This is a genomic window from Halorubrum sp. SD690R, from assembly GCF_005435035.1.
In the GTDB taxonomy this organism is placed as follows: Archaea; Halobacteriota; Halobacteria; order Halobacteriales; family Haloferacaceae; genus Halorubrum; species Halorubrum ezzemoulense.
In genome coordinates, this window is sequence record NZ_SGTV01000043.1 from 1 (window position 1) to 20,576 (window position 20,576).

Annotated in this window: 20 protein-coding genes, 2 tRNA genes and 1 pseudogene; 6 read left to right on the plus strand and 17 right to left on the minus strand. The window is 69.2% G+C overall.

The genetic code is table 11. The features are described from left to right. Positions 1–533: 533 nt before the first annotated feature. The 3 genes from EXE41_RS16785 to EXE41_RS16795 form a co-directional block, all read right to left on the minus strand. The gene (locus EXE41_RS16785) at positions 534–1,346 is read right to left on the minus strand and encodes a MarR family transcriptional regulator (protein ID WP_086216991.1); all 813 of its coding nucleotides are present in this window, start codon (positions 1,344–1,346) and stop codon (positions 534–536) included. Between the two features lie 66 nt (positions 1,347–1,412). Beyond that, entirely contained in the window at positions 1,413–3,665 is a 2,253-nt protein-coding gene (locus tag EXE41_RS16790) for an NADP-dependent malic enzyme (protein ID WP_137691577.1), read from the minus strand. Positions 3,666–3,855: 190 nt separating this feature from the next. Continuing rightward, on the minus strand, positions 3,856–4,965 hold the full coding sequence (locus EXE41_RS16795; protein WP_137691578.1) for a hypothetical protein: 1,110 nt from the start codon (positions 4,963–4,965) through the stop codon (positions 3,856–3,858). Positions 4,966–5,163: 198 nt separating this feature from the next. Here EXE41_RS16795 and EXE41_RS16800 point away from each other — a divergent pair, with 198 nt between their 5' ends. Continuing rightward, complete coding sequence (locus tag EXE41_RS16800) at positions 5,164–6,003, plus strand: hypothetical protein (RefSeq protein ID WP_137691579.1); 840 nt, start codon at positions 5,164–5,166, stop codon at positions 6,001–6,003. 36 nt (positions 6,004–6,039) lie between these two features. On the opposite strand, the gene EXE41_RS16805 is transcribed toward EXE41_RS16800, so the two are convergent. From EXE41_RS16805 to EXE41_RS16855, 11 genes are all read right to left on the minus strand, one after another. Continuing rightward, positions 6,040–6,765 carry a fumarylacetoacetate hydrolase family protein gene (locus tag EXE41_RS16805; RefSeq protein WP_086216661.1) on the minus strand — a complete coding sequence of 242 codons (726 nt, stop codon included), beginning with the start codon at positions 6,763–6,765 and terminating at the stop codon, positions 6,040–6,042. A 54-nt stretch (positions 6,766–6,819) separates the two neighbouring features. Next, positions 6,820–7,239 carry a hypothetical protein gene (locus EXE41_RS16810; protein ID WP_086216663.1) on the minus strand — a complete coding sequence of 140 codons (420 nt, stop codon included), beginning with the start codon at positions 7,237–7,239 and terminating at the stop codon, positions 6,820–6,822. Positions 7,240–7,436: 197 nt separating this feature from the next. Then, positions 7,437–7,793, minus strand: coding sequence for a hypothetical protein (locus EXE41_RS16815; RefSeq protein WP_137691580.1), 357 nt, complete (start codon positions 7,791–7,793; stop codon positions 7,437–7,439). Continuing rightward, on the minus strand, positions 7,790–8,071 hold the full coding sequence (locus EXE41_RS16820) for a ubiquitin-like small modifier protein 1 (protein ID WP_049932629.1): 282 nt from the start codon (positions 8,069–8,071) through the stop codon (positions 7,790–7,792). Before EXE41_RS16820 ends, EXE41_RS16815 begins: the two co-directional genes overlap by 4 nt. 62 nt (positions 8,072–8,133) lie before the next feature. Next, positions 8,134–8,517, minus strand: a complete 384-nt coding sequence (locus EXE41_RS16825; RefSeq protein ID WP_137691581.1) for a hypothetical protein — start codon at positions 8,515–8,517, stop codon at positions 8,134–8,136. 36 nt (positions 8,518–8,553) lie between these two features. Then, entirely contained in the window at positions 8,554–9,447 is an 894-nt protein-coding gene (locus tag EXE41_RS16830) for an alpha/beta hydrolase (RefSeq protein WP_137691582.1), read from the minus strand. Then, positions 9,444–10,442, minus strand: a complete 999-nt coding sequence (locus EXE41_RS16835) for a phosphate uptake regulator PhoU (RefSeq protein ID WP_049932625.1) — start codon at positions 10,440–10,442, stop codon at positions 9,444–9,446. The genes EXE41_RS16830 and EXE41_RS16835 overlap by 4 nt, the downstream gene beginning before the upstream one ends. Positions 10,443–10,637: 195 nt before the next feature. Continuing rightward, a complete protein-coding gene (locus EXE41_RS16840; RefSeq protein ID WP_086219858.1) occupies positions 10,638–11,585 on the minus strand; it encodes a D-2-hydroxyacid dehydrogenase in 948 nt (315 codons plus the stop codon). An 80-nt stretch (positions 11,586–11,665) separates the two neighbouring features. Continuing rightward, entirely contained in the window at positions 11,666–12,889 is a 1,224-nt protein-coding gene (locus tag EXE41_RS16845; protein WP_049932623.1) for a cystathionine gamma-synthase, read from the minus strand. Between the two features lie 106 nt (positions 12,890–12,995). Continuing rightward, a tRNA-Glu gene (locus EXE41_RS16850) sits at positions 12,996–13,104 on the minus strand. Positions 13,105–13,197: 93 nt separating this feature from the next. Beyond that, on the minus strand, positions 13,198–13,764 hold the full coding sequence (locus tag EXE41_RS16855; protein ID WP_137691583.1) for a peptidylprolyl isomerase: 567 nt from the start codon (positions 13,762–13,764) through the stop codon (positions 13,198–13,200). Between the two features lie 102 nt (positions 13,765–13,866). Here EXE41_RS16855 and EXE41_RS16860 point away from each other — a divergent pair, with 102 nt between their 5' ends. The 3 genes from EXE41_RS16860 to truA all read left to right on the plus strand — a co-directional run bounded on the left by EXE41_RS16860 (position 13,867) and on the right by truA (position 15,595). Continuing rightward, positions 13,867–14,067: a XapX domain-containing protein gene (locus EXE41_RS16860; RefSeq protein WP_086216656.1), complete on the plus strand. Its 201-nt coding sequence runs from the start codon at positions 13,867–13,869 to the stop codon at positions 14,065–14,067. A 63-nt stretch (positions 14,068–14,130) separates the two neighbouring features. Then, positions 14,131–14,655: a universal stress protein gene (locus tag EXE41_RS16865; RefSeq protein ID WP_049932617.1), complete on the plus strand. Its 525-nt coding sequence runs from the start codon at positions 14,131–14,133 to the stop codon at positions 14,653–14,655. A 22-nt stretch (positions 14,656–14,677) separates the two neighbouring features. Continuing rightward, positions 14,678–15,595 carry a tRNA pseudouridine(38-40) synthase TruA gene (gene truA / locus EXE41_RS16870; RefSeq protein WP_137691584.1) on the plus strand — a complete coding sequence of 306 codons (918 nt, stop codon included), beginning with the start codon at positions 14,678–14,680 and terminating at the stop codon, positions 15,593–15,595. Between the two features lie 47 nt (positions 15,596–15,642). Here truA and EXE41_RS16875 read toward each other — a convergent pair whose 3' ends face one another. Further along, a complete protein-coding gene (locus EXE41_RS16875; RefSeq protein ID WP_049932615.1) occupies positions 15,643–16,176 on the minus strand; it encodes an Rrf2 family transcriptional regulator in 534 nt (177 codons plus the stop codon). 421 nt (positions 16,177–16,597) lie between these two features. Here EXE41_RS16875 and nadE point away from each other — a divergent pair, with 421 nt between their 5' ends. Beyond that, complete coding sequence (gene nadE / locus EXE41_RS16880) at positions 16,598–17,587, plus strand: NAD(+) synthase (protein ID WP_137691585.1); 990 nt, start codon at positions 16,598–16,600, stop codon at positions 17,585–17,587. A 33-nt stretch (positions 17,588–17,620) separates the two neighbouring features. Here the strand turns inward: nadE and EXE41_RS16885 are convergent, their stop codons facing one another. Continuing rightward, complete coding sequence (locus tag EXE41_RS16885; RefSeq protein WP_137691586.1) at positions 17,621–19,051, minus strand: M28 family metallopeptidase; 1,431 nt, start codon at positions 19,049–19,051, stop codon at positions 17,621–17,623. A gap of 119 nt (positions 19,052–19,170) precedes the next feature. Here EXE41_RS16885 and EXE41_RS16890 point away from each other — a divergent pair. Next, positions 19,171–19,241 (plus strand) — tRNA-Gly (locus EXE41_RS16890). 497 nt (positions 19,242–19,738) lie between these two features. Here EXE41_RS16890 and EXE41_RS16895 read toward each other — a convergent pair. Then, positions 19,739–20,485, minus strand: a pseudogene (locus EXE41_RS16895) (KaiC domain-containing protein); the annotation flags it as partial. Positions 20,486–20,576: the final 91 nt, after the last annotated feature.

Genomic DNA, 20,576 nt, shown 5'->3' on the forward strand with positions numbered 1-20,576 from the left:
GCCGTGGGGTGGCGGGCGGGGGAAGTACTCACGGAGTGAGCCGGCATGTGACGCGCTCCAACGCATGGAGTGATCGGGCTCATAGAGTAATTCGGCTGGGATGAGTGAGCGGAGAAGCGACAACCGTTGGAAAATTCGGGGATACGGGTGTGGAGAGGTCAACGGACACTGTCTGAGGAGACTGTTTCACCGGAAACGGGGTGTTCGCTGAGTGCCTCAGGCGAGCCGACCAACAGGGGGGAGACCGTGTTTCCGGTGAAACTCAGGCTTCAGATGGGGTGGGGCTTCCAACGAAGTGCGAGCTCTCAGTAGAATAGTAGTTTCCGGTGAAACGCATGTATCGCTCGGCGAGCTGTCGCTCATTTCGCTTGGTGAGCTTTACTCTGATGTAGGATATAAATCCTGTTGTTCTATATCGGTCAGATAGATAACTAAACCGCCCACAGCGAAGTCGCTCCCACCCAAGATAGCCCCATTTCACCGGAAACACGGTGTGTCTCACCGTACGAAACCACAGCGACCGACGTACCGACCTACGGTGTGAGAGAGTCGCGTACCTCATACCGAACGCCGTCTTCACGGAGTCGCGTCGTGTGGCGAGAAAGCTCGTCGGTCGAAACGAGCAACAGCACGTCCAAGCCCCGGAGGGCGGCCTGAGACACGCCCGTCGCCGAACCGAATCGGATGTCCGGCCGGAGCCCGGTCCGCGTCGCGAGCGCGTAGGCTTCGGTCCCACCGACCGCGATCAGATCCGCGTCCGCGGCGCGACCCGTGATGACCTCGGGAGACGGCGGGCTCCCTTCGGTCACCGCCGGGACGGACACGACCGTCACCACGCCCGGATCGTACTCGACGACCCCCTCGAAGTCGGTGACGCCGACCGCCTCTCCGGCCTCACCGCCGGTGACGACGACCGCTGTCGCCGATCCCCCCTCCGGGACGGCGTGTAGCACGCCGTCGCGCATCTCCAGCCCGACGTCGTCACCTTCCGCAACCGCGTCGGTCGCCACGGCGGCGTCGACGTCGACGCTTCCCAGAACATCGTCGGACACGCGAGACACGAAGTCCGAGAGGGCGTCGGTTCGCGTGATTATCCAGTCGACTCCCTCTTTGGTCACCTCGTACCGACCTCGACCGCGTTTCTCCACGAACCCTCCGTCGACCAAGTCGCGGACGTAGTCGCTCACCGCCTGCGAGGTCACACCGATGACGTCCGCGATCTCTTCTTGGCTCACCGCCGGCTGCCGCGCGGCGATCTCGACGAGAACCCGGTAACGAGTCGCGTCGCGCCTGTTATCCAGCACTCGCGGCCCGGCCGGCTCGTCCGGATCCTCGCTCGTTCCCATACCACCGATGTTGTAGTCGGAAACAAGTAAAATTGGTGTCCCGGCGCCCGCGGTACACCCGGCGAGCTACTCTTGGGCGTCCACGACGGCGACGCTCGCAAGGTTGACGATATCCTTCACCTCGTCGCCACGCTGGAGGACGTGGACCGGCTCGTCCATGCCGACGAGCATCGGTCCGATGGCCTCGGCGCCCCCGAGCCGCTGAAGGAGTTTGTATCCGATGTTCCCGGCCTCAAGGTTCGGGAACACGAGGACGTTGGCCGCCTCGTCAAGTTCGGAGAACTCGTAGGTCCCGTTGAGGATGTCGTCGACGACCGCGGTGTCGGCCTGCATCTCCCCGTCGACCGGGAAGTCGACCACGTCGTCGGACTGAAGAATGTCGACCGCGTCGCGCGGCTTCCCCGTCCCCTCGTTGTCGACGCTCCCGAAGTTCGAGTACGATAGCATCGCGGCGCGCGGTTCGACGTTGAACCGTCGCGCGAGGTCCGCCGTGTGTCGCGTGACCTCCGCCAGCGTCTCCGCGTCGGGGTCCTGATTGACGGTCGTGTCCGCACAGAAGATCACCCGGTTCTTGAAGGTGAGCATGTACACCCCGGCGACGGTGTCCGTGTCGGCCGCCGAACCGACTATCTGGAGGGGCGGCCGGAGCGCGGACGGGTAGTGGTGCGTGAGCCCGGTGAGCATCGCGTCGACGTCGCCGGTTTCTACCATCACGCTCCCGAGGTAGTTGGTGTCCCGTTTGACCAAATCGTCGGCCTCGCGTTTGGTGATCCCCTTGCGCTTTCGGAGCTCGTACAGCCGCTCACCGTATCCGGAGACGTCCCGCTCGTCCGGGTCGACCACCTCGGGGCGGAACGAGAGCCCGAGCTCGGACGCGGTCCGGGAGATGGTGTCGGCGTCGCCGAGCAACACCGGCTCCGCGATCCCCTGCTCGGAGAGCTGGTAGGCCGCGCGGATCATCTTCTCGTCGGTGCCCTCCGCGAGCGCGATCCGCTTCGGGTCGCTTTTCGCCTTGTTCAACACGACCCGCATCATCTCGCGGGACTTCCCCAGGCGAGCCTCGAGGCGCTCGCGGTACTGGTTCAGATCGATCTCCGTCCTGGCCGATCCGGACTCCATCGCCGCCTCCGCGACGCGCGGCGCCACCTCGAACAGCACCCGCGGATCGAGCGGCTTCGGAATGACGTAGTCGGGACCGAACTGGAGCGGGTCGTCGCCGTACGCCTTCACGACCGCGTCCGGAACGTCCTTGCGCGCGAGGTCGGCTAGCGCCTCCGCGGCGGCCGCCTTCATCTCCTCGTTGATCTCGGTCGCACGCACGTCGAGCGCCCCGCGGAACAGGAAGGGGAACCCGAGGACGTTGTTCACCATGTTCGGGTAGTCGGACCGACCAGTCGCCATGATCACTGTGTCGTCCCGGGCGTCCTTGGCGTCCTCGTAGGTGATCTCCGGGTCGGGGTTCGCCATCGCGAAGATGATCGGGTCCGCGGCCATCGAGCGGACCATCTCCTGCGAGACGATACCCCCGACGGAGAGCCCGACGAACACGTCTGCGCCGTCCATGGCGTCCGCGAGATCGCCGTCTTCGATGGGGGTGGCGAACTGGCTTTTGTACTCGTTGACGTCGCCGGCCGCCACCCGCTCTTCGGTGATGATCCCGGAGGAGTCGCACATTGTGATGTTCTCTTCGCGCGCCCCCAGCGAGACGTAGAACCGGGCCGTCGCGATGGCCGACGCGCCGGCGCCGGAGAAGACGATGTCGAGCTCCGAGAGGTCCTTATCGGAGATGTCGACCGCGTTCATCAGCGCCGCGCCGGAGATGATCGCGGTGCCGTGCTGGTCGTCGTGGAACACCGGGATCTCCATCTCCTCGCGGAGCCGCTCCTCGATCTTGAAACACTCCGGGGCCTTGATGTCCTCGAGGTTGATGCCGCCGAACGTCGGCTCCATCGCCTTCACGGCCTCGCAGAACGGGTCGACGGCGTCGATGTCGAGCTCGATGTCGAACACGTCGATGTCGGCGAACCGCTTGAACAGCACCCCCTTCCCTTCCATCACGGGCTTCGAGGCGGCCGCGCCGATGTCACCGAGCCCGAGGACGGCCGAGCCGTTCGAGACGACCGCGACGAGGTTTCCCTTCGCCGTGTACTCGAAGACGGACTCCGGGTCGGCCGCGATATCGCGGCACGGCGCCGCGACCCCGGGGGAGTACGCCAGCGAGAGGTCTCGCTGGGTGTTCGTCGGCTTCGTCGTCTCTATCTCGATCTTTCCGGGCGGCTCCTGCCGGTGATACTCCCGGGCGTCGTCGTCTAGTCCCATGTCTTTCTCCATTCGTGAACGGAGTAAAAAGGTATGCGATGGTGTCGAGTGTGTGATTCGACGTTCGACGATCTTGCGGCGCCCTTCGACGGCATCGAAGTACTTCAACGAGATCTCGATGTGTGTTGGCGTTTCGATGCTCGTCGACAACTTGGATGTCCGTCGACCGCGGAGCCCCGTCGGCGCGTCCTCAGACCGGCCCACCGTCGGCTGGCTCCGGGTCGTCGCTCGCGACGAGCGTCGGCGCCAGCGGAGCGAGCCCCGGAGCGAGCCCGGCGAGCGTCGAGACTTCGTACGCCGTCAGGTACGTTCGCGCCACGATGAGGACGGGGAGCGTCAGCACCGCGACGGCGGCGACCGCACACAGCAGGACGGTCGCGAGCACGATCGCCCCCGCGGTCGTCTCGACCAACGCCGCCACTCCGCCGAGCGGGACCGCGGCGAGCACCAGCACGACGAGGCCGACCGCGGCGACCACCCCGCCGACGGAGGCGACTGCGACGGCCCGGACGATCCCGGCGCTCGCCGCGACGACGGCGTGAACCGCGAGGTAGACCGCGACATCGCTCAGCGACTCGCGGAGCGAGGCCCAAACCGTCCGCCACCCGGCGAGCACCCCGACGTCGCGGGCGACCATCGCCGGCGCGACGAGCTCCAGCGTGAGCCGGGAGCCGACGGTCCCGATCAGCGCTACGCCGCCAGCGGTGACTCCGAGCGCGACGACCGCGACCTCAGAGGCACCGGGTACCCCGCCGACCTCTACGCCCGCCGCGCCCGACACAGCAGAGTCTGCGGCAACGACCGTGAACGCGGCCGCCGGTATCGCGGCGACGACCGCGCCGGCCGTCACGACGGCCGACAGCCCGAGGGCCTGCCGAAACCGTGTACGAAACGGTCGACAGAGCGCGACTTCCGTCGTCGCGAGCGCGTCGTAGAACGCGAGCCGGAATGCGACCGAACACGTGACGAGCGCGAACGCCGCGACCAGCCCCCCGACCGCGGCCGCGACGAGCAGCGCGTCGTCGAGTCCCGCGACGCGCTCGGCTGCCGGACCGACGATGCGTCCGATCCCCACCGGTCCCGCCCCGACGCCCGTCGAGGTAGATGTCGCCCACCCCACGAGCCCGGCCGTCGAAGCGCCGAGTGACGAGGCACCGACGTGCGACGCCGCGGCGCCGCCGCCCGCCATGCCGGCCGCGAGGGCGGCGAGCTTCGCCCATCGGACCGCCTCGAACGGAAAGAGTAACCGTTGCGTCGCGTCGACGGCGCGGTCGACCGCGTCGACGGCGTGCCAGCTCATACCGATCGTTCGCCGGAAGGGATGAAATATGCTGGTACCCGAGCCGCCTGTAGGGAGGTGCCTGTTCCGCGGCCGCCCGTCCCGCGGCCGCCCGTTCCGCGACCGCCCGCCTCGCGAGATCGCACGGCTCGCCCGTATCCCGCGTGGCCACACGCTCGACCCGCAGTCATTTAGGGCGGACGCGACGAAGCCGAACGTATGAAGGTCCGCGGCGAACGCGAGTGCCAGTCCTGTGGCACGCGGTGGTCGTACTACGAGACGGGCTCCGTCGCGTGTCCGAGCTGCGGCGACCTGCGCAGCGTCGGCGTCGACGCCCGGACGGCACACACCGACGCGCCCGTCGCGCTCGACCTCGCGGCGCACCGCGAGCGGTTCGGGAACGCGACCGGGACGCTCCCGCGCTCTGGCGTCGACGAGCTCCAGTCCGACCTCCGGGAGTACTGCCGGAAGCGCGGGTTCATCGACGGCGGGCGTCTCGTGCCGCTCGACGAGACCTACCTCGCCGCCCGAGAGCTGCTGGAGGCGGTGGACTGCTTCGAACGGCTCCGGGACCCGACCGACGCCGATCGCGAGTACCTCCTCGGGCTGCTCGCCGGCGCCGACGACGGCGAGCGCCCGGCTGCGGGGGAGGTACCGACCGCGCTCCGCGAGGCCCGAGGGATGGCCGCCGTGCGCGCGGTCGAGGCGTACCGCAGCGACGCGCTCGACTTCCTCGACGAACTCGAATCCGGCGCCGGACCGGACGGGGCGGAACGCACCGCCGACGCCGAGGGCGACTCCCCGGCGGTTACCGTCGAAGGAGAGAGCCCCGGCTCTCGGATCGGTCCCGCTCGCGACGCGTTCGAACGCCTTCGCGACCGCGTCGCGCGCGCCGACGCCCTCGGGGGCGACGTGCCGCCCGCGGCCGCGGACGGGCTCGTGAAGGCGGTCGACGCGCTCGGGACCTACGTGCGGACCGGCGACGAGACGACGCTGACGACCGCCAACCGCCTAATCGACGACGCGAGCGTCGACGACTTCGACCCCGCGGATCGGTGAGATCACCCGGCGTTCACCCGGCCGAACTCGGCGCCGTCACTCCCCGCCCGACGCGACCACCGCGTTCGAGAGCGTCCCGACCCCCTCGTAGGTGATTTCGACCCGCTCGCCGGGTTCGACGAGCCCGGGGTTCGCCGGACTGCCGAACGCGACACAGTCGCCGGGCTCGAACGTGAACCGCTTCGAGAGGTACGAGACGACCTCTCGGGGACCGAACAGCATCAGTTCGGTGGTCGCGTCCTGTCGCACCTCGCCGCCCACGGTAGTCTCGATGTCGATATCCGTCGGGTCCACGTCGGTCTCGATCCACGGGCCCAGCGGCGCCGACCCGTCGAACGCCTTCCGCGCGGTCCGGCCCTGCTGGTCGAGCGCGTCGACGTCGTTCAGTATCGTGTAGCCGCGGACGACCTCCGGGACGTCCTCGGGGGCGAGATCCCGGCACCGTTCGTCGAGCACGGCGACAAGTTCGCCGGCGTACGTCAGCTCGTCGGTCCACTCTGGATATCGGATTTCCTCGCCGTGCGCGAGCAGGCTCGTCGGGGGCTTGATGAAGAAATCCGGCTCCTCGGGCCGTTCGTAGTCCATCTGGTCGAGCGTCTCGGCGTAGTTCCGGCCGACGCAGTACAGCGCGGTGGGGTCACACGGCGGGAGCAGTCGGCCGTCGCGGCCGACCTCGTACCGGCCGTCGTCGGCGACGACTGTGCCGTCGTCGTATCGGCCGACCACGGGACCGTCCGGCGTGAGCAGTCGAGCGAGTCGCATACAGGCACCTCTGCGCTGCGGTTCGAAAAGGCGTCGGTGGCGGCACGGCCCGGATCAATCGTCGCTGTCCGCCTCACGACTACCGTCCGCCTCACGACCGGTATCCTCCTCACGACTACCGTCCCCATCTTCGTTGAGACCGATGACGACGGCCGACCGGATTTCTAGGGCGGCGTCGAACTCCGCCCGGCGACCGCTCCCGGCCCCGAGCCGTTCGACCGCGGCCTCGTGCGCGCGGACGACGGCGTCGCGCTCGCGCTCGGAGAGCCCGACGCGCTCGGCCACCTCGTCCCAGTGGTCCGGCTGGACAAGGAACGTCTCGCGCCCCGGCTCGGCCTCGATCTGCTCGTACCCCCGGCGATACGCATCGATTCTGGGGCCGAGGTCGGCTTGGACGCGCGCGAGGAGCGTCGGCACGCGCGCAGCGGGCACACTCGCAAGCGCGGTCGTCTTCACTAGCGCTGTCCCCTCGATGGGGTACGTCCCCGGGTCCCGGTCAGTGTCCGTTCCACGACCGTCGGTACCCGCTCTGCGGTCGTCGGCCTCGCCGTCGGCGTCCGCTCCACGACCGTCGGCGTCCGCTCCATGACCGTCGACCTCGCCGTCGGCGTCCCCTTTGCGGCCATCGGCGTCCTCTCCGTGGTCGCCGGACTCGCTGTCGTCGTCGGACATCACCCGCCGGCGCGCATGGCCTTCTGCCGGTATTTCGGGAGGAGGTCACCGAGGGCGTCCGGGTCGCCCGCGAACTCGGCGGTCACCTCCGTGATCTCGATCGCGGCCGCGGCGGTCACCTTCTCGGCGCTGAGGGCCGCCCGCCAGCCGTCGCCCTCCACGCTGGTCGCCTCCGCGGGCTCGTCGGTTCCGACGAGTTCCCCGCCCAAGTTCCTGAGGTAATGGGCGGCGAGCCGCCGAGAGATACCGCGGTACGCGACCGTCTCGCGCTCCCACCCCTCCTCGGCCGGCGGGAGGCCGGAAGCGTCCGCGTCGTCGACCACGTCCTCGGCGGTCGCCGAGCCGTCGTCGCTCATGCGCCCCCCGCGACGGGCGGGAACACAGAGAGCCGGTCCCCGTCCGCCATCGGTGTGTCGAGCCCGTCGAGGTGGAGCACCTCGCGGCCGTTCTTCAGGACGTTGATCTGCGGGGCGAGGTCCCCGTCGGCGATCAGTCGGCCCTCCATCCCCTCGTACTCCGACTCCAGTTCGCGCAGCACGTCGCCGACGGTCGCGGCGTCGGCGAACTCCGCGTTCACCGTCTTCCCGCCGGCGGCCTCGCGAAACGTCGCGAAGAACCGCAGTTCCAGTTCCATACCCGTACGTCGGGTCGCGGCGGCTTAAAAGCGGTCGGCCACGGAAGGCGACGGTCGCTTGGTCACAGGTCGGAGAGGCGAATCCCGTCCTCGACCAGCCGGAAGTTCCGCTCCCGGTCGAGGTCGTCGGCGAGCCACTCGTGGTCGTACAGCTGGCCGATGAGCTCGAGGTAGAGGTTCCGCCACGCGATCGCGTAGATCGGCGACTGCCCCCACGCGCGGAGTTCCGGGACGAACTCGTGGTACGTGCTCGCCTGCGACTCCATGCGCTCGACCGCGTCGGCGACGACCTCGGCCGCCTCGTCGGGGTCGGCCTTGTCGAGCGCCTCGTTCAGTCGCGACTGGATCCCCGCGATGGCGCGCCGCATGTCCTGCTCGGCGGTCCCCTCCTCCTCCGGAAGCGACTCGATGACGCCCCTCGGCACGCCGAGTTCGATCTCTGGCATGGGATCCCCTCGGGGGAGCGCGCTCAAAAAACCCGCTCACCCGGCAACGACGAGCACGGCGGGATCGGGCGACACCGGGCCACGGTCGGCGACCGACCACGCACCGCGGTCCGGAACTAGTCGCGGCTCGACACTGCGGGTCGCCGCGCCCCCTTCCGAGAGCCACGTCCCGGTCGCGTTCCCGACCGCCTCCCGGCTGGCGTCGGGCGACAGCGACGCGGGACCGTCGCCGCGCTGCGGGCCGTAGGCCCCGAACCCGGCGTGGTTGACGCCGTCGAGTTTCACGATCCGCGCGTCCGACGGGAGGTTCGCCCGCGACGCGCGCTCCCGTTCGGCGTCGATCACGCCGTCCGCGCCGCCGAGCACCGAGAGCACGTCGAGGCCGCTGTCGGAGACGTCGCGGTCGCAGTACGCGGCGTGGAGGACGAGCGCCTCGTAGGCCGCGGCGTTCTCGGCGGCGTGCCGGCAGGCCATGGCACCGCCGAGCGAGTGGCCGCCGACGGCCCAGACACCGACCTCCGGGTGACGCTCGCGCACGCGATCGGCACGGTCCGGCGCGAGGACGGCGAGGTTGAGGGGAGCGTCCACCACGACGACGAGCGCGACCCGGTCGGACGCGGCGACGATCTCGGCGGCGGTGGGGACGTAGCTCTCGTGAGCCACCCGCGCGCCGGGGTAGTAAACGAGTCCGACGGTCGACGCCGTCACCGGTCCGTCGCGGACCGCGGTCCCGACCGCCGTCCGGTCGACGGTTATGTCCGGGTCCGCCTCGACCGCCGCAACCGCGTCCGCGTCCGGTCCCATACCGGCGGCGAAGTACGCGGCGGCGCCGCCGCCGACGATCGCGACGAAGAGGACGATCGCACCGCCGGCGACCGCGAGCCGCCGGGGTCCGGGGAGTCGGTGAGCGATCCCCTCCGCTTCCCTCACGGCGTCGGCGCGGCCTTCTGGAGGGCCGTCTCGGCGATGTTCCCGCCGTAGTCGGCCGACCGGAGGACCGAGTCGACGACGAGCCCGAGCAGTTGCGCGCGGGTGGGGTCGAGGTCGCGGAGGACCTCGTCGATGGACCTGACGCGCTCGTCGATCGCTCTGACGCCGGTTCTCGCCTCGTTCGCTCGTCGGGTAGCCGCCTCGGTGTCGTCGTCGAACAGCGCGTCCATCGCGGTGTCGATCACGTCGACCGCGTCGCCGTGGAGGTCGTTCACCGCCTCCACGACGTCGTCGGGAAGCGGGTCCTCGATGTTCAGGGTCAGGTGCGCGATCTTCGTCGCGTGGTCGCCGATCCGCTCTAACTGGCGAGCGCTGGAGTGGTAGTCGAAACACTCCTCGCGGGGGAGCCCGAGCTCCTCGGCCGCCTTCGGCGTTCGCAGCGTCGCGCGGAAGATCCGCGAGACCACGAGCCACAGCCGGTCGAGGTCGTCGTCGCGGCCGATCACGTCGCGCGCGAGGTCGTGGTCGCGGTCGGCGAGCGCGGTGATCGCGTCTTCGAGCATCGACAGCGAGATCAGCCGCATCCGCGTGACCGCGTTGTGGATCGAAAGCTCGGAGGAGTCGAGGAGGTCCTGGACGACGACGCGGTCCCGCGTCTCCTCTAACACCTCTAGGCCGACGAGACTCTGGACCGCGTCGCGGATCGTCGAGCGCTGCTCGGTGGTGATCTCGGCCGCCTCCAGTTCGATGACGTCGAAGCCGCTGACGTACATCGTCGTCACCGCCCGCTGGAGTGCCTGCCCGGACAGGTCCGCGATGTCGAGCGTCCCCCGCATCCGCTCGTCCTCCGACCGCGGGGTGAGAAACAGGGAGTCGCCGTCGGGGTGGAACTCGATCTCCGTCCCGGCCTCGACGTCGTTCTCAGTCGCCCACGTCTTCGGAATCGAGACGGTGTACGTCGAGCCGCCGGTGACTTGGACCTTCCGCGTTTCCATACCCGACCCTCCGGAGCGGAACACCTTAATTTTGATCAAAATATATACTGCCGAACACTGAGCGAGACGTCTGTCGTCAAATAGCCCGCAAAACGGCAGTGGAGAATGCCTAGGGCCGATAAATAGAGAAGTAATTTTACTATATATACCTACACTTCAGTATGGATACGACCGGCGTGTTTTCTCGGTGTCGTCTCAGACCACGCGGTTACGGAGTTCGTCGCCGGCGTTCAACCGCGCGACGTTGTCGGCGAGGATATCCGCGACGCGTTCGTAGTACTCGGGGGTGTGGCCGGCGTTGTGCGGCGTGATCGTCGCGTTCGACAGCCCCCACAGCGGGTGGTCCTCCGGGAGCGGCTCCGGGTCGGTGACGTCCAGCGCCGCGCCGCGGATACGGTTGTTCCGGAGCTCCGTCACCAGGGCATCCGTGTCGACGATTGGCCCCCGAGCGATGTTGACGAGGACGGCGTCGGCCCGCATCGTCCTGAGCGCGTCGGCGTCGACCAGCCCCCGCGTCGTCTCCGTGAGTGGACAGGCCAAGACGACGTACTCCGCCCCGGTGACGGCCTCGTGAAACTCGTCGAATCCGTACACATCGTCGGTCGGCCCGCCCTTCTCCGGAGAGTAGCGGACGCCGACGGTGTCGACGTCGAACGCCTCTAAGCGGTCGACGACGGCCCGTCCGATGGCGCCGAGCCCGACCACGGAGACGGTCGAGTCGTACAACTCCGTCGTCTCGTAGGTGCGCCACTCCCGGCGGGTCTGCTGCCGGTACGCCCGGTGGAACTGTCGCGCGTGCGCGATCATCGAGCCGACGACGTGTTCGGCGATATTCGGTCCGTGGACGCCCGAAGCGTTCGTCACGGCGATTCCGTGGTCCGCGAGCAGGTCGCGCGGCAGGTGGCCCGTCCCCGCGAACACGCAGGCGAACAGCTCCAGCTCCTCCGCGGCGGCGAGCAGCTCCTCGTCGACGTTGAGCCCGACGGCGACCCGCGCCGTCCGGATCAGCTCCAGTTCCTCCGCGGGCGTTCGCGCTCGCGCGACCGTCGCGTCGGGGAGCCGCTCGCGGATCGCCGACGCCAGTTCGTCGGGGCCCAGCCCGTGGATCGTCTGTCGAAGCACCAAGACGTCTGGATCGCTCATGGGGGCTGTCTCGCCGGGACCGATAAAAATGGTGTCAGTCGCTCGGTGACCGGCGGAGCGCCGAACCCCGTCAGGGCGGGCTACGACAGCGCCGCGTCGAACGCCGCCCGGAGGTCCGCCTTCATGTCGTCGACGTGTTCGATCCCCACCGACACCCGGATGAGGCCGTCGGTGAGCCCGGCCGCGATCCGCTCCTCACGCGGGATGGCAGCGTGGGTCATCGCGGCGGGCTGCTCGATCAGGCTCTCGACGCCGCCGAGCGACTCCGCGAGGGTGAACACCTCCGTCTCGCTTACGACCGTCGACGCCTCTTCGAGGGTGCCGTCCAGCTCGAACGACAGCATGCCGCCGAAGTCGTCCATCTGCGCGGCCGCCAGCTCGTGGTCGGGGTGCGACTCCAACCCGGGGTAGTAGACGCGCTCGACCGCGTCGTGTCTCTCCAGCCACTCCGCGAGCGCCATCGCGTTCTCGCAGTGTCGGTCCATCCGGACGGGGAGCGTCTTCGTCCCGCGGAGGACGAGGAACGCGTCGAACGGGCCGGGCGTCGCGCCGACGGAGTTCTGGTAGAAGCCGAGCCGCTCGTCCAGTTCCTCGTCGTCGACGATCAGGGCGCCGCCGATGGTGTCCGAGTGCCCGCCGAGGTACTTCGTCAGCGACTGGGAGACGATGTCGGCGCCGTGTTCGAGCGGGCGCTGGAGGTACGGCGTCGCGAACGTGTTGTCGACCGCGCAGAGCGCGTCGCCCTCGTGGGCGATGTCGGCGAGCGCGCCGATGTCGTTGACGTTCATCAGGGGGTTCGTCGGCGTCTCGACCCAAACCAGCTCGGTCTCCTCGCGCATCGCCGCCCGGACCGCGTCGTGGTCGGTCGTGTCGACGAACGTGGTGTCGATGTCGTACTCGTCGTACACCTGCGTGAGGATGCGGTGGGTCCCCCCGTACACGTCGTCGCCGGCGACGACGTGGTCGCCAGCCGAAAGCAGGTTGAGGACGGTGTTGATCGCCCCCATGCCGGAGGAGAAACAGCGCGCGTGGCTGCCCGACTCCAGCGAGGCGAGGTTCGCCTCCAGGTCGCTCCGCGTCGGGTTCCCGGTCCGGCTGTACTCGTAGCCGCGGTGGTCGCCCGGCCTGTCCTGCTCGTAGGTGGAGTTCGCGTGGATCGGGGTCATCAACGCCCCCGTCTCCGGGTCGGGCTCCTGTCCGGCGTGGATCGCGAGGGTCTCGAACCGGTGCTCGTCGGGGGCGCCGGCGTCAGGGTCGCTACCGGCGTCGTCGCCGTCGCCGCCGTTCTCGGGTGTATCGCTCATGGATACGCGTCGTCGCCGAGGAAAGTGATTCTTCCCATTCGGGCGGCCGGGGAGGTAGCGACGCGCCGCTCAGAGAAGGAGACGCGCCGCTCGCGGTGATGATGGATGCTCGGTCAGGGATTTGAACCCTGGTCGTCGGCTGACTTCCGAACCGGCGCCGAGGCGCCGCGTCCGCCGAAAGGCCAACATGATTGGCCGGACTACACCAACCGAGCGTGAACGATGCTTACGTCGGGGACAATTTAACTCTTCTCAACTCCCCGCAGCGTGCGACGGTGACGCACGCAGTCGGTGCGGAGGCGAAACCGTTACTCGTCGACGTCGACGCGCTCGATCTCGACGGCCTCGCGGGGGTCGTCGTTGCGCCCGGTCGGCACGCCGCCGATCTCCTCGACGACGTCCATCCCGTCGATGACATGCCCGAAGACGGCGTGCTTGCCGTCGAGGTGCGGGGTCGCGTCGAGCGTGATGAAGAACTGCGAGCCGTTCGTGTTCGGGCCGGAGTTCGCCATCGACAGGATCCCGGGTCCGTCGTGGGTGAGGTCGTCGTGGAACTCGTCGTCGAACTCGTAGCCGGGACCGCCGCGGCCGTTCTCCATCGGGTCGCCGCCCTGGATCATGAAGTCGTCGATGACGCGGTGGAAGACGATGCCCTCGTACAGCGAGTCGCCGCGGACCTCGCCGCTCTTGGGGTCCTCCCACGTGTTCGTCTTGGGCGCGGGCTCCGCGTCGGCCGCGGGGTCGTGACGCGCCAGCCCGAGGAAGTTCTCGACCGTCTTCGGCGCGCGATCGGCGAAGAGCTCGACGACGATGTCGCCGTGGTTGGTCTGAAGCGTCACCTGCGGGTTGTCGGGATCGGAAACCTCTCGTGCCATGTCCGCAGGGAAGGGCGCCCGTCGGAAAACCCTGCCCATCCGCGCGGGTCGTCCCCGGCCGCGAACACCGCAGTTATAAGCGAACGCCGCGGACGCGTCGACATGAGTTCGACCGCGGTCCTGACCGTCGCCGCGCTCGTCGTCGGGGTGACGGTCGGCGCGCTGTTCGCATTCCTCCGCGTTCCGATCCCCGCGCCCCCGGAGCTGCCGGGCGTGATGGCGATCGTCGGCATCTACCTCGGTTTCAAGCTCGTCGGCTACGCCGGCGTCGGGTTCGACCTGCTGGACGCGCTCGGGCTGTGACGTCCCCGCCCCGGACCACCGACGGCCGGTATCGTTTTCCGGCGGGCGCGAGCAGTACCGCGTATGTACGACCAGATCCTCCTCCCCGTCGCACCCGGCGGCGAGGCGAACGACGCGATCCCGCACGCGGCCAGCCTCGCCGAGCGATACGGCGCGACCGTCCACGTCGTCTCGGCCGCCGACACCGCGGTCGACACGCTCGCCGGGCCGCGGACGGGCGCGTTCTCCGACCGCCTCGTCGACGCGGCCGAGGAGCGGGTGGAAGCGGTGACCGCGGAGCTGGAGGAAGCCGGCGTCGAGACGGTCGGCGACGTCGTCCGCGGCGAGCCGCTGGACGTCATCGAGAACGCGATCGAGGACGGCGCCGACCTCGTCGTCATGCCGAGCCACACTCGACAGGGGATCCGACGGCTGCTCCTCGGGAGCGTCACCGAGAAGGTCGTCCGCGTCGCGTCGGTACCGGTGGTGACCGTTCCGATGACCGAGCCGACGGACGAAGGGGATCGGGAGCCGGCGGATCAGGCGGATCGAGAGCCGGCCGACGACGGCGACGCGACGGGCGGACGCGGAGCGTCGGACGGGCAGTGACGGCCGCGCCGAGCGAACGCCCATGACGGACGCGTCGAACGGCCGCGAGACCGTCACGCGCGCCTTCCGGGTCGCGTACGACGGGCGAGAGTACGCCGGCTTCCAGCGACAGCCGCACGCCGAGACGGTGGCGGACGCGCTCCTCGAAGCGCTCGCGGACCACGGCGTCGTCCAGCGCGGCGACGGGGCGACCCACGCCACGCCCCCCGGCTACGCCGCGGCCGGGCGGACCGACGCCGGCGTCTCGGCGGTGGCCCAGACCGTCGCCTTCGAGGCGCCGACGTGGCTCACCCCCCGCGCGTTCAACGGGCACTTACCGGGATCCGTCCGCGTGTGGGCCGCCGCCGACGTCGGAGAGGAGTTCCACGCGACGCACGACGCGGTCCGCCGGACCTACCGGTACCACCTCTACGCCCCCGCGGTCGACGGGGGCGGTTCGACCGACGCCGCGCGATCGGATCCCGAACACGCGGTCGACGACGACCGACTCCGGGACGCGCTCGCGCGGTTCGACGGCGAACACGACTTCCACAACCTGACGACAGACGAGACGGGCACGGTCCGCGACCTTGACGCGCGGGCGACCCGCGCGGGCGACGCGCTCGTCGTCGAACTCTCGACGGACGGGTTCCCGCGGGCGCTCGTCAGGCGGGTCGTCGCCGCGGTCCGGGCCGTGGGTCGCGGAACGGCCGACCCCGCATGGATCGAACGGCTGCTCGCCGCCGACCCGATCCCCGGCGAGCGGGGGGTCGGCCCCGCGCCGCCCGAACCGCTCGTGCTGTGGGACGTGCGCTACCCCGACGTGACGTTCGAGGTCGACCGCGAGGCCGCCCGGAGCGCGCGGGTCGCATTCGGCGAGCGACACCGCGACGCGCGTCACGCCGCCGCCGCCACCGGCGCGGTCCGCGACAGGCTGTTCTCGGCCGCCGAAGAAGAGTGAGCTCGGCGGCCGTGGAGGGACGATCCGGACCGCCGAGGCCGCGGCCGTCAGGCCGCCGATCCGCCCGCCGGCGTCTCCATGCCGTCGACGCGGACCAGCAGGGTGTTGCCGTCGACGTTCGTCGCGTCGACCACGCCAGAGAGCCGCAGCCCGGTGGCGGGCGTCGGCCCGACGGTCACGTGGTCTCCCGCGTCGAACGGGCCGACGGGACCGCGGATCACGAGTTCGGCGCGACACAGTTCCGGATTGGCGACGCTCGACAGGTCTATCTCAGCGACGGTGACGTCCTCGACGGGGATGCCCTCGCGCTCCACCGGGGTCGTCGCGGCGTCGTCTAGCCGCTCGATGTCGAGGGCGTCGTACGCCCCGTCGGTCGGGATGTATCCGCCGTCCGGCCCGGCGACGCCCTCGACGAGTCCGAGGGTCCGGAGGCTACCCATCCGGTTCCGGACCGTCCCCGGGTTGCGGTCGATCGCGTCAGCGATCTCTCGCCCCTGTACTGGGTCGTCCCCTCCTTCCGCGAGGTTCACGAGCGCAGTGAGCACCCGGCTTTGACTTGAACTCAACTCGATTTCTGACATACACAATTCGATGCGCAACTTCCTCATAAATGTTGGTATATAACGTCATTATATGCTTACGAGACCCACTAAACCGTATTATTTCTGGAAAATACTGCGATTACTACTTCAGATATGCGGTAACGGAAAAACAACCTCTCGCTAGATACTATTCTCGAATATTTTTAATTCTTGTCCCAGTTGAAGTTCTTTATTTTTGTAATTATGGTCGATTGTGCGCCGTTCAGAGTAACTTTGTACTAATTCCTTATACTATCTACACCGCAAGTATTTACCGCCGAAGCCGGAAGCGGCGGGCAACTGATGACGAATCAACGCGACGTTTGTCACCGCTCGCAGGGACACCCCGTCACTCCGCGACGGCTCACCGGCGGTGTAAATCGGCAGAGAACGCGGACGAGGGACCAAGCGGAGGGCGTCGATGGCTGACCGCGAGTCGGCGTTCGAGTCCGACGGGGCCGTCTCGGCCGGTCGGTCGGCGGAGGCGGGTGCCCGACAAGTGACTCGGTCCGATCCGAGCTCCGAGTCGCTGCCTCGCGCGCTGCTCCCGGACCGGGATCCCGCGGTCGAACGCGACCGCGTCCGGTCGTTCCTCGCCGAGCGGGTCGACGCCGCGGCCGCCGACGGCGTCGTGGTGAACATGAGCGGCGGGCTCGACTCGACGGTGACCACCGCGCTCGCCGTGGAGGCGCTCGGTCCCGAGCGCGTGTACGGGCTGATACTCCCGTGTAACAAGGTCGGCGCGCCCCACGCACGGGACGCCGAGGCGCTCGCGGCAGCGCTGGGCATCGAACACGACACGGTTCACCTCCAGCCGCTGTTCGCGCAGTTCGGCGCGGTCGTCCCCGATCGCTTCGACCTCCACGACGAACCGGTCCGATCGGGGAACGCGGTCGCTCGGCTCCGGATGACCGTCGCCTACCTCGCCGCCAACGCGACGAACCGCCTCGTCTGCGGCACCGCCAACCGGAGCGAACTGCTCTTAGGCTACCTGACGAAACACGGTGACGGCGCGGCCGACGTGTTCCCCCTGGGACACCTGTACAAGTCTGGCGTCCGTGCCCTCGCGGCCGAACTCGACGTGCCGGAGTTCGTCGTCGAGAAGCCACCGACGGCCGGGTTCCTCCCGGGCCAGCGGGACGCCGACGACCTCGGGGCGCCCTACGAGGTCGTGGACCCCGTCCTCCACCTCGGCGTCGACCGCGGACTGGACTCCGAGTCGGTCGCCGAGCGAATCGCGGCGACCGTCGCCGAGGTCGACCGAACTGCGGACGACGACGGCGGCGAGGGCTCCGCTGCCGCCGTACTCGCCGGGATCGACCGCGACCTCGTCGCGGACCTGCTCGCCCGCCACCGCGCGACGGCGCACAAGCGACTCCCGCCGCCGACGCCAGACGGGGACATGGAGTGACCGAGCGGTCGGGACCGGCCTACGCCGCCCCGTTCAGTCCCAGTCGCTCGGCCAGAGGTCGGCCGCGCGCATCCCCGTCTCGAAGTCGGCCTCGCGGAAGGCGGTCACGAGTTCGTCGCGATCGAGGCGGGGGAGGTCGCGCTCGGGCGCCGCGAACTCGGCGACGAGCAGGGCGGTCAGCATCGCGTGTTCGCGGACGTTCCGGTCGTCGACCTTGTCGCGGGTGTCCGCGTGGGTGTGGCCCCACCCGCGCCCGCGGTCGCCGGAGTCGCTGTGGAGCTGGAGCGCCGGTACGCCGCGGCGCACGAACGGCCACTGGTCGGAGAACGGGTGCGGCTGCGCGTCGACCTCGATCGGCTGGCGCGTCGCGGCCGACACCGCTTCGGCCACCGACGCGGCCGCCGTGGAGGCGTGTGCGAGCGCGATCAGGTCGCGGAACCGTCCCGCGCCGTCGACGTTGACCACGCCCTTCACGGAGTCCAGATCCACGCGCTCGGCGAGGTGTTCCGCGCCGAGCAGGCCGACCTCCTCGGCGCCGACCGCGACGACATCGACGCCGAGCGGGAGGTCGGCGCCCGCGATGATCTCGGCCGCGGTCGCGACCGTCGCGATGCCGCAGCCGTTGTCGAGCGCCCCCTCCGCGATGTCGTGGGCGTCGTAGTGAGCGAGCAGGAGGACGCGCTCGTCGGTGTCCGGACCGGCGCGACCGATCACGTTGCGGCTCTCGCCCGGCGTCGTCGACGCCTCGACCGACAGCTCGGCCTGCGCGACGGCGCCGGAGCCGCTCGGTCCGGCCCCCCCGCCACCGACCGCGTACTCGCGGAGCCACGCGCCGGTCTCCTTCGAAACGCCGACCGCGACCGCCTCGGCCTCCTCGCCGAACGTGAGCGACCCGGTCGGCGGCAGCTGCCCGTCGAGGTGGTTGACGAACACGAAGCCGACCGCGCCCGCGTCGACCGCGTAGCCGAACTTCTCCATGCGATGGACGAACCGCCCGCCCTCCGGGGTGGTCGTCGAAGCGACCGCGATCCGGCCCGCCACGTCGCGCTCGTCGATCTCCACCGGGGTGCCGTACCCAACGTCGACGAGTTCGCCCGAGACGCTGCCCCCCGGCGAGTACGGGAGCGCGAGGGCTTCGAACGACCGCGTGGTCGGCTCGCCGCCCCGACCGGAGACGGTCACGTCGAGCGACGCCGACCCGCGCTCCCACGCCGGGAGGTCGAACGGCTCCGTGCGAACGTCCGCGAGCCCCGCGCGCTCGAAGGCGTCGGCGACGAGGTCAGCGCCCCGGGCCTCGCCCTCGCTGCCGGCCATCCGGCTCCCGATCGCCGTGAGGTCGGTGAGGAACCGCCACGGCTCGTCGTCGGTCCACGTCGATCCGAACGCGGGGGCGAGTTCCGCGGCGCGGTCGCGCACACGGTCGACCGCGTCGGTTCGCCTCTCGGTTGCTGCGTCCTCGGCCATGGGCGTGCCTCCGTCGGTGACGGCTTAAGACTGTGGCTCGCGGCACTGGGCGGCGGCGAAGTGAGCCCCGCCCGGTGAAACGCTACGTTCAAGTGGGACGGTCGGGTATCTCAATTTGAGCACCGTTGGTCCAGTGGTAGGACATTAGCTTCCCAAGCTAATAGCCCGGGTTCAATTCCCGGACGGTGCATCCGGACGCTTACGCGGCTGTCTTCCGCATTTCCCGCGGCGCTACAGCGTGAAATGGGTCACTGAAGCAGTACGGTAACACCGATACTCTCCTGTTTGGCCCCGTACCGAACGATCACTCCCTCTCCGGGCACTGATCCCGGGTTATACCGCATTTATACACACGTTCGTTTAAAAATAACCGACCGCGGATCTGCGGTGAACACCTCCAAAGTCCCAACCGGGAGGACGACGCACGCTCGCTTCGCTCGTTCCTGCGGCGCTTGCGTCGCCTGCGTCGTCCTCCCGGCTGCCCTTTTGAGATCCCCCGCACCGCGCCCCTCGCCGACCTCGTCAGTCGCCCTCCGCGTTGCTCCGGGCGAGTGACTCCCTCGCACGCGCTCCTCGCGGCCGCCGGTGCGGCCACTCGGAGGCGCGCGCTACCGCGGTACTCCGGACATGTATAAGCAATCGCCGCGGCGACGCGTGTCGGTTTAGATACCTCGTCGCCCGGGCCGCTCAGAAGATGTTCGCCTGGTCGTACACTGAGATGCCGGTGTCGGTGATGTCGTACGGCTTCGTCTCGCGGGAGTGGTTCGCGTCGCGGATCTTCTGGATCTCGACTGCGAGCCGCGTCTCGCGGAAGTCCGACGCGCGGACGTACTGGAGGACGAAGACGGCGTCCGTCAGGTACTCCACGATCCCGTGTCTGGACGCGTACTGCGTCTCCTCGCTCGCCTCCGATGTGAGCAGGGTCGTCACGCCCGCCTCCTTGAGCGAGCGCGTGAAGCCGAACACCTCCGAGCGGCGCTTCGCGGGGTGGTCGTACATCATCTCCAGCAGCGAGACGGAGTCGAGCACCAGCCGGTCCGCGTCGAACTCGGCGATGAGCCGGACGAGGTCGTTCCGGATCGACGACAGCGAGTTGGCCATCTCGATCGGGTCGATGGCGACGACCGCGAGGCGGTCCTCGGCCGCGTGCTCGCGGAACGACCACCCCTTCTCGGCCGCCGTGTCGAGGATCGACTCCCGGGTCTGTTCGAGCGTAATGTAGATCCCCTTCTTCCCCGATTCGAGCGCGTGGTTGAGGAACTGGAGCGCGAACGTCGTCTTCCCGGTTCCGGCGCCGCCGATGACCGACAGCAGCGACCGGCTGGGGACGCCCCCGAGGATCATGTCGTCGAGCCCCTCGATCCCGATGTCGGTCCGCTCGATCTCCGACTCGAACTCCTCCGGGTCGACGTCGAAGTCGGTCGTTCCGCCGCGTTCTCCTGTCCGGCCGTTGCGTCCTCCGGCTCGTCCGGCGCGTCATCCCGCTCTTGCGCATCATCCGACTCCCCGGGCCCGCCGTCGGATC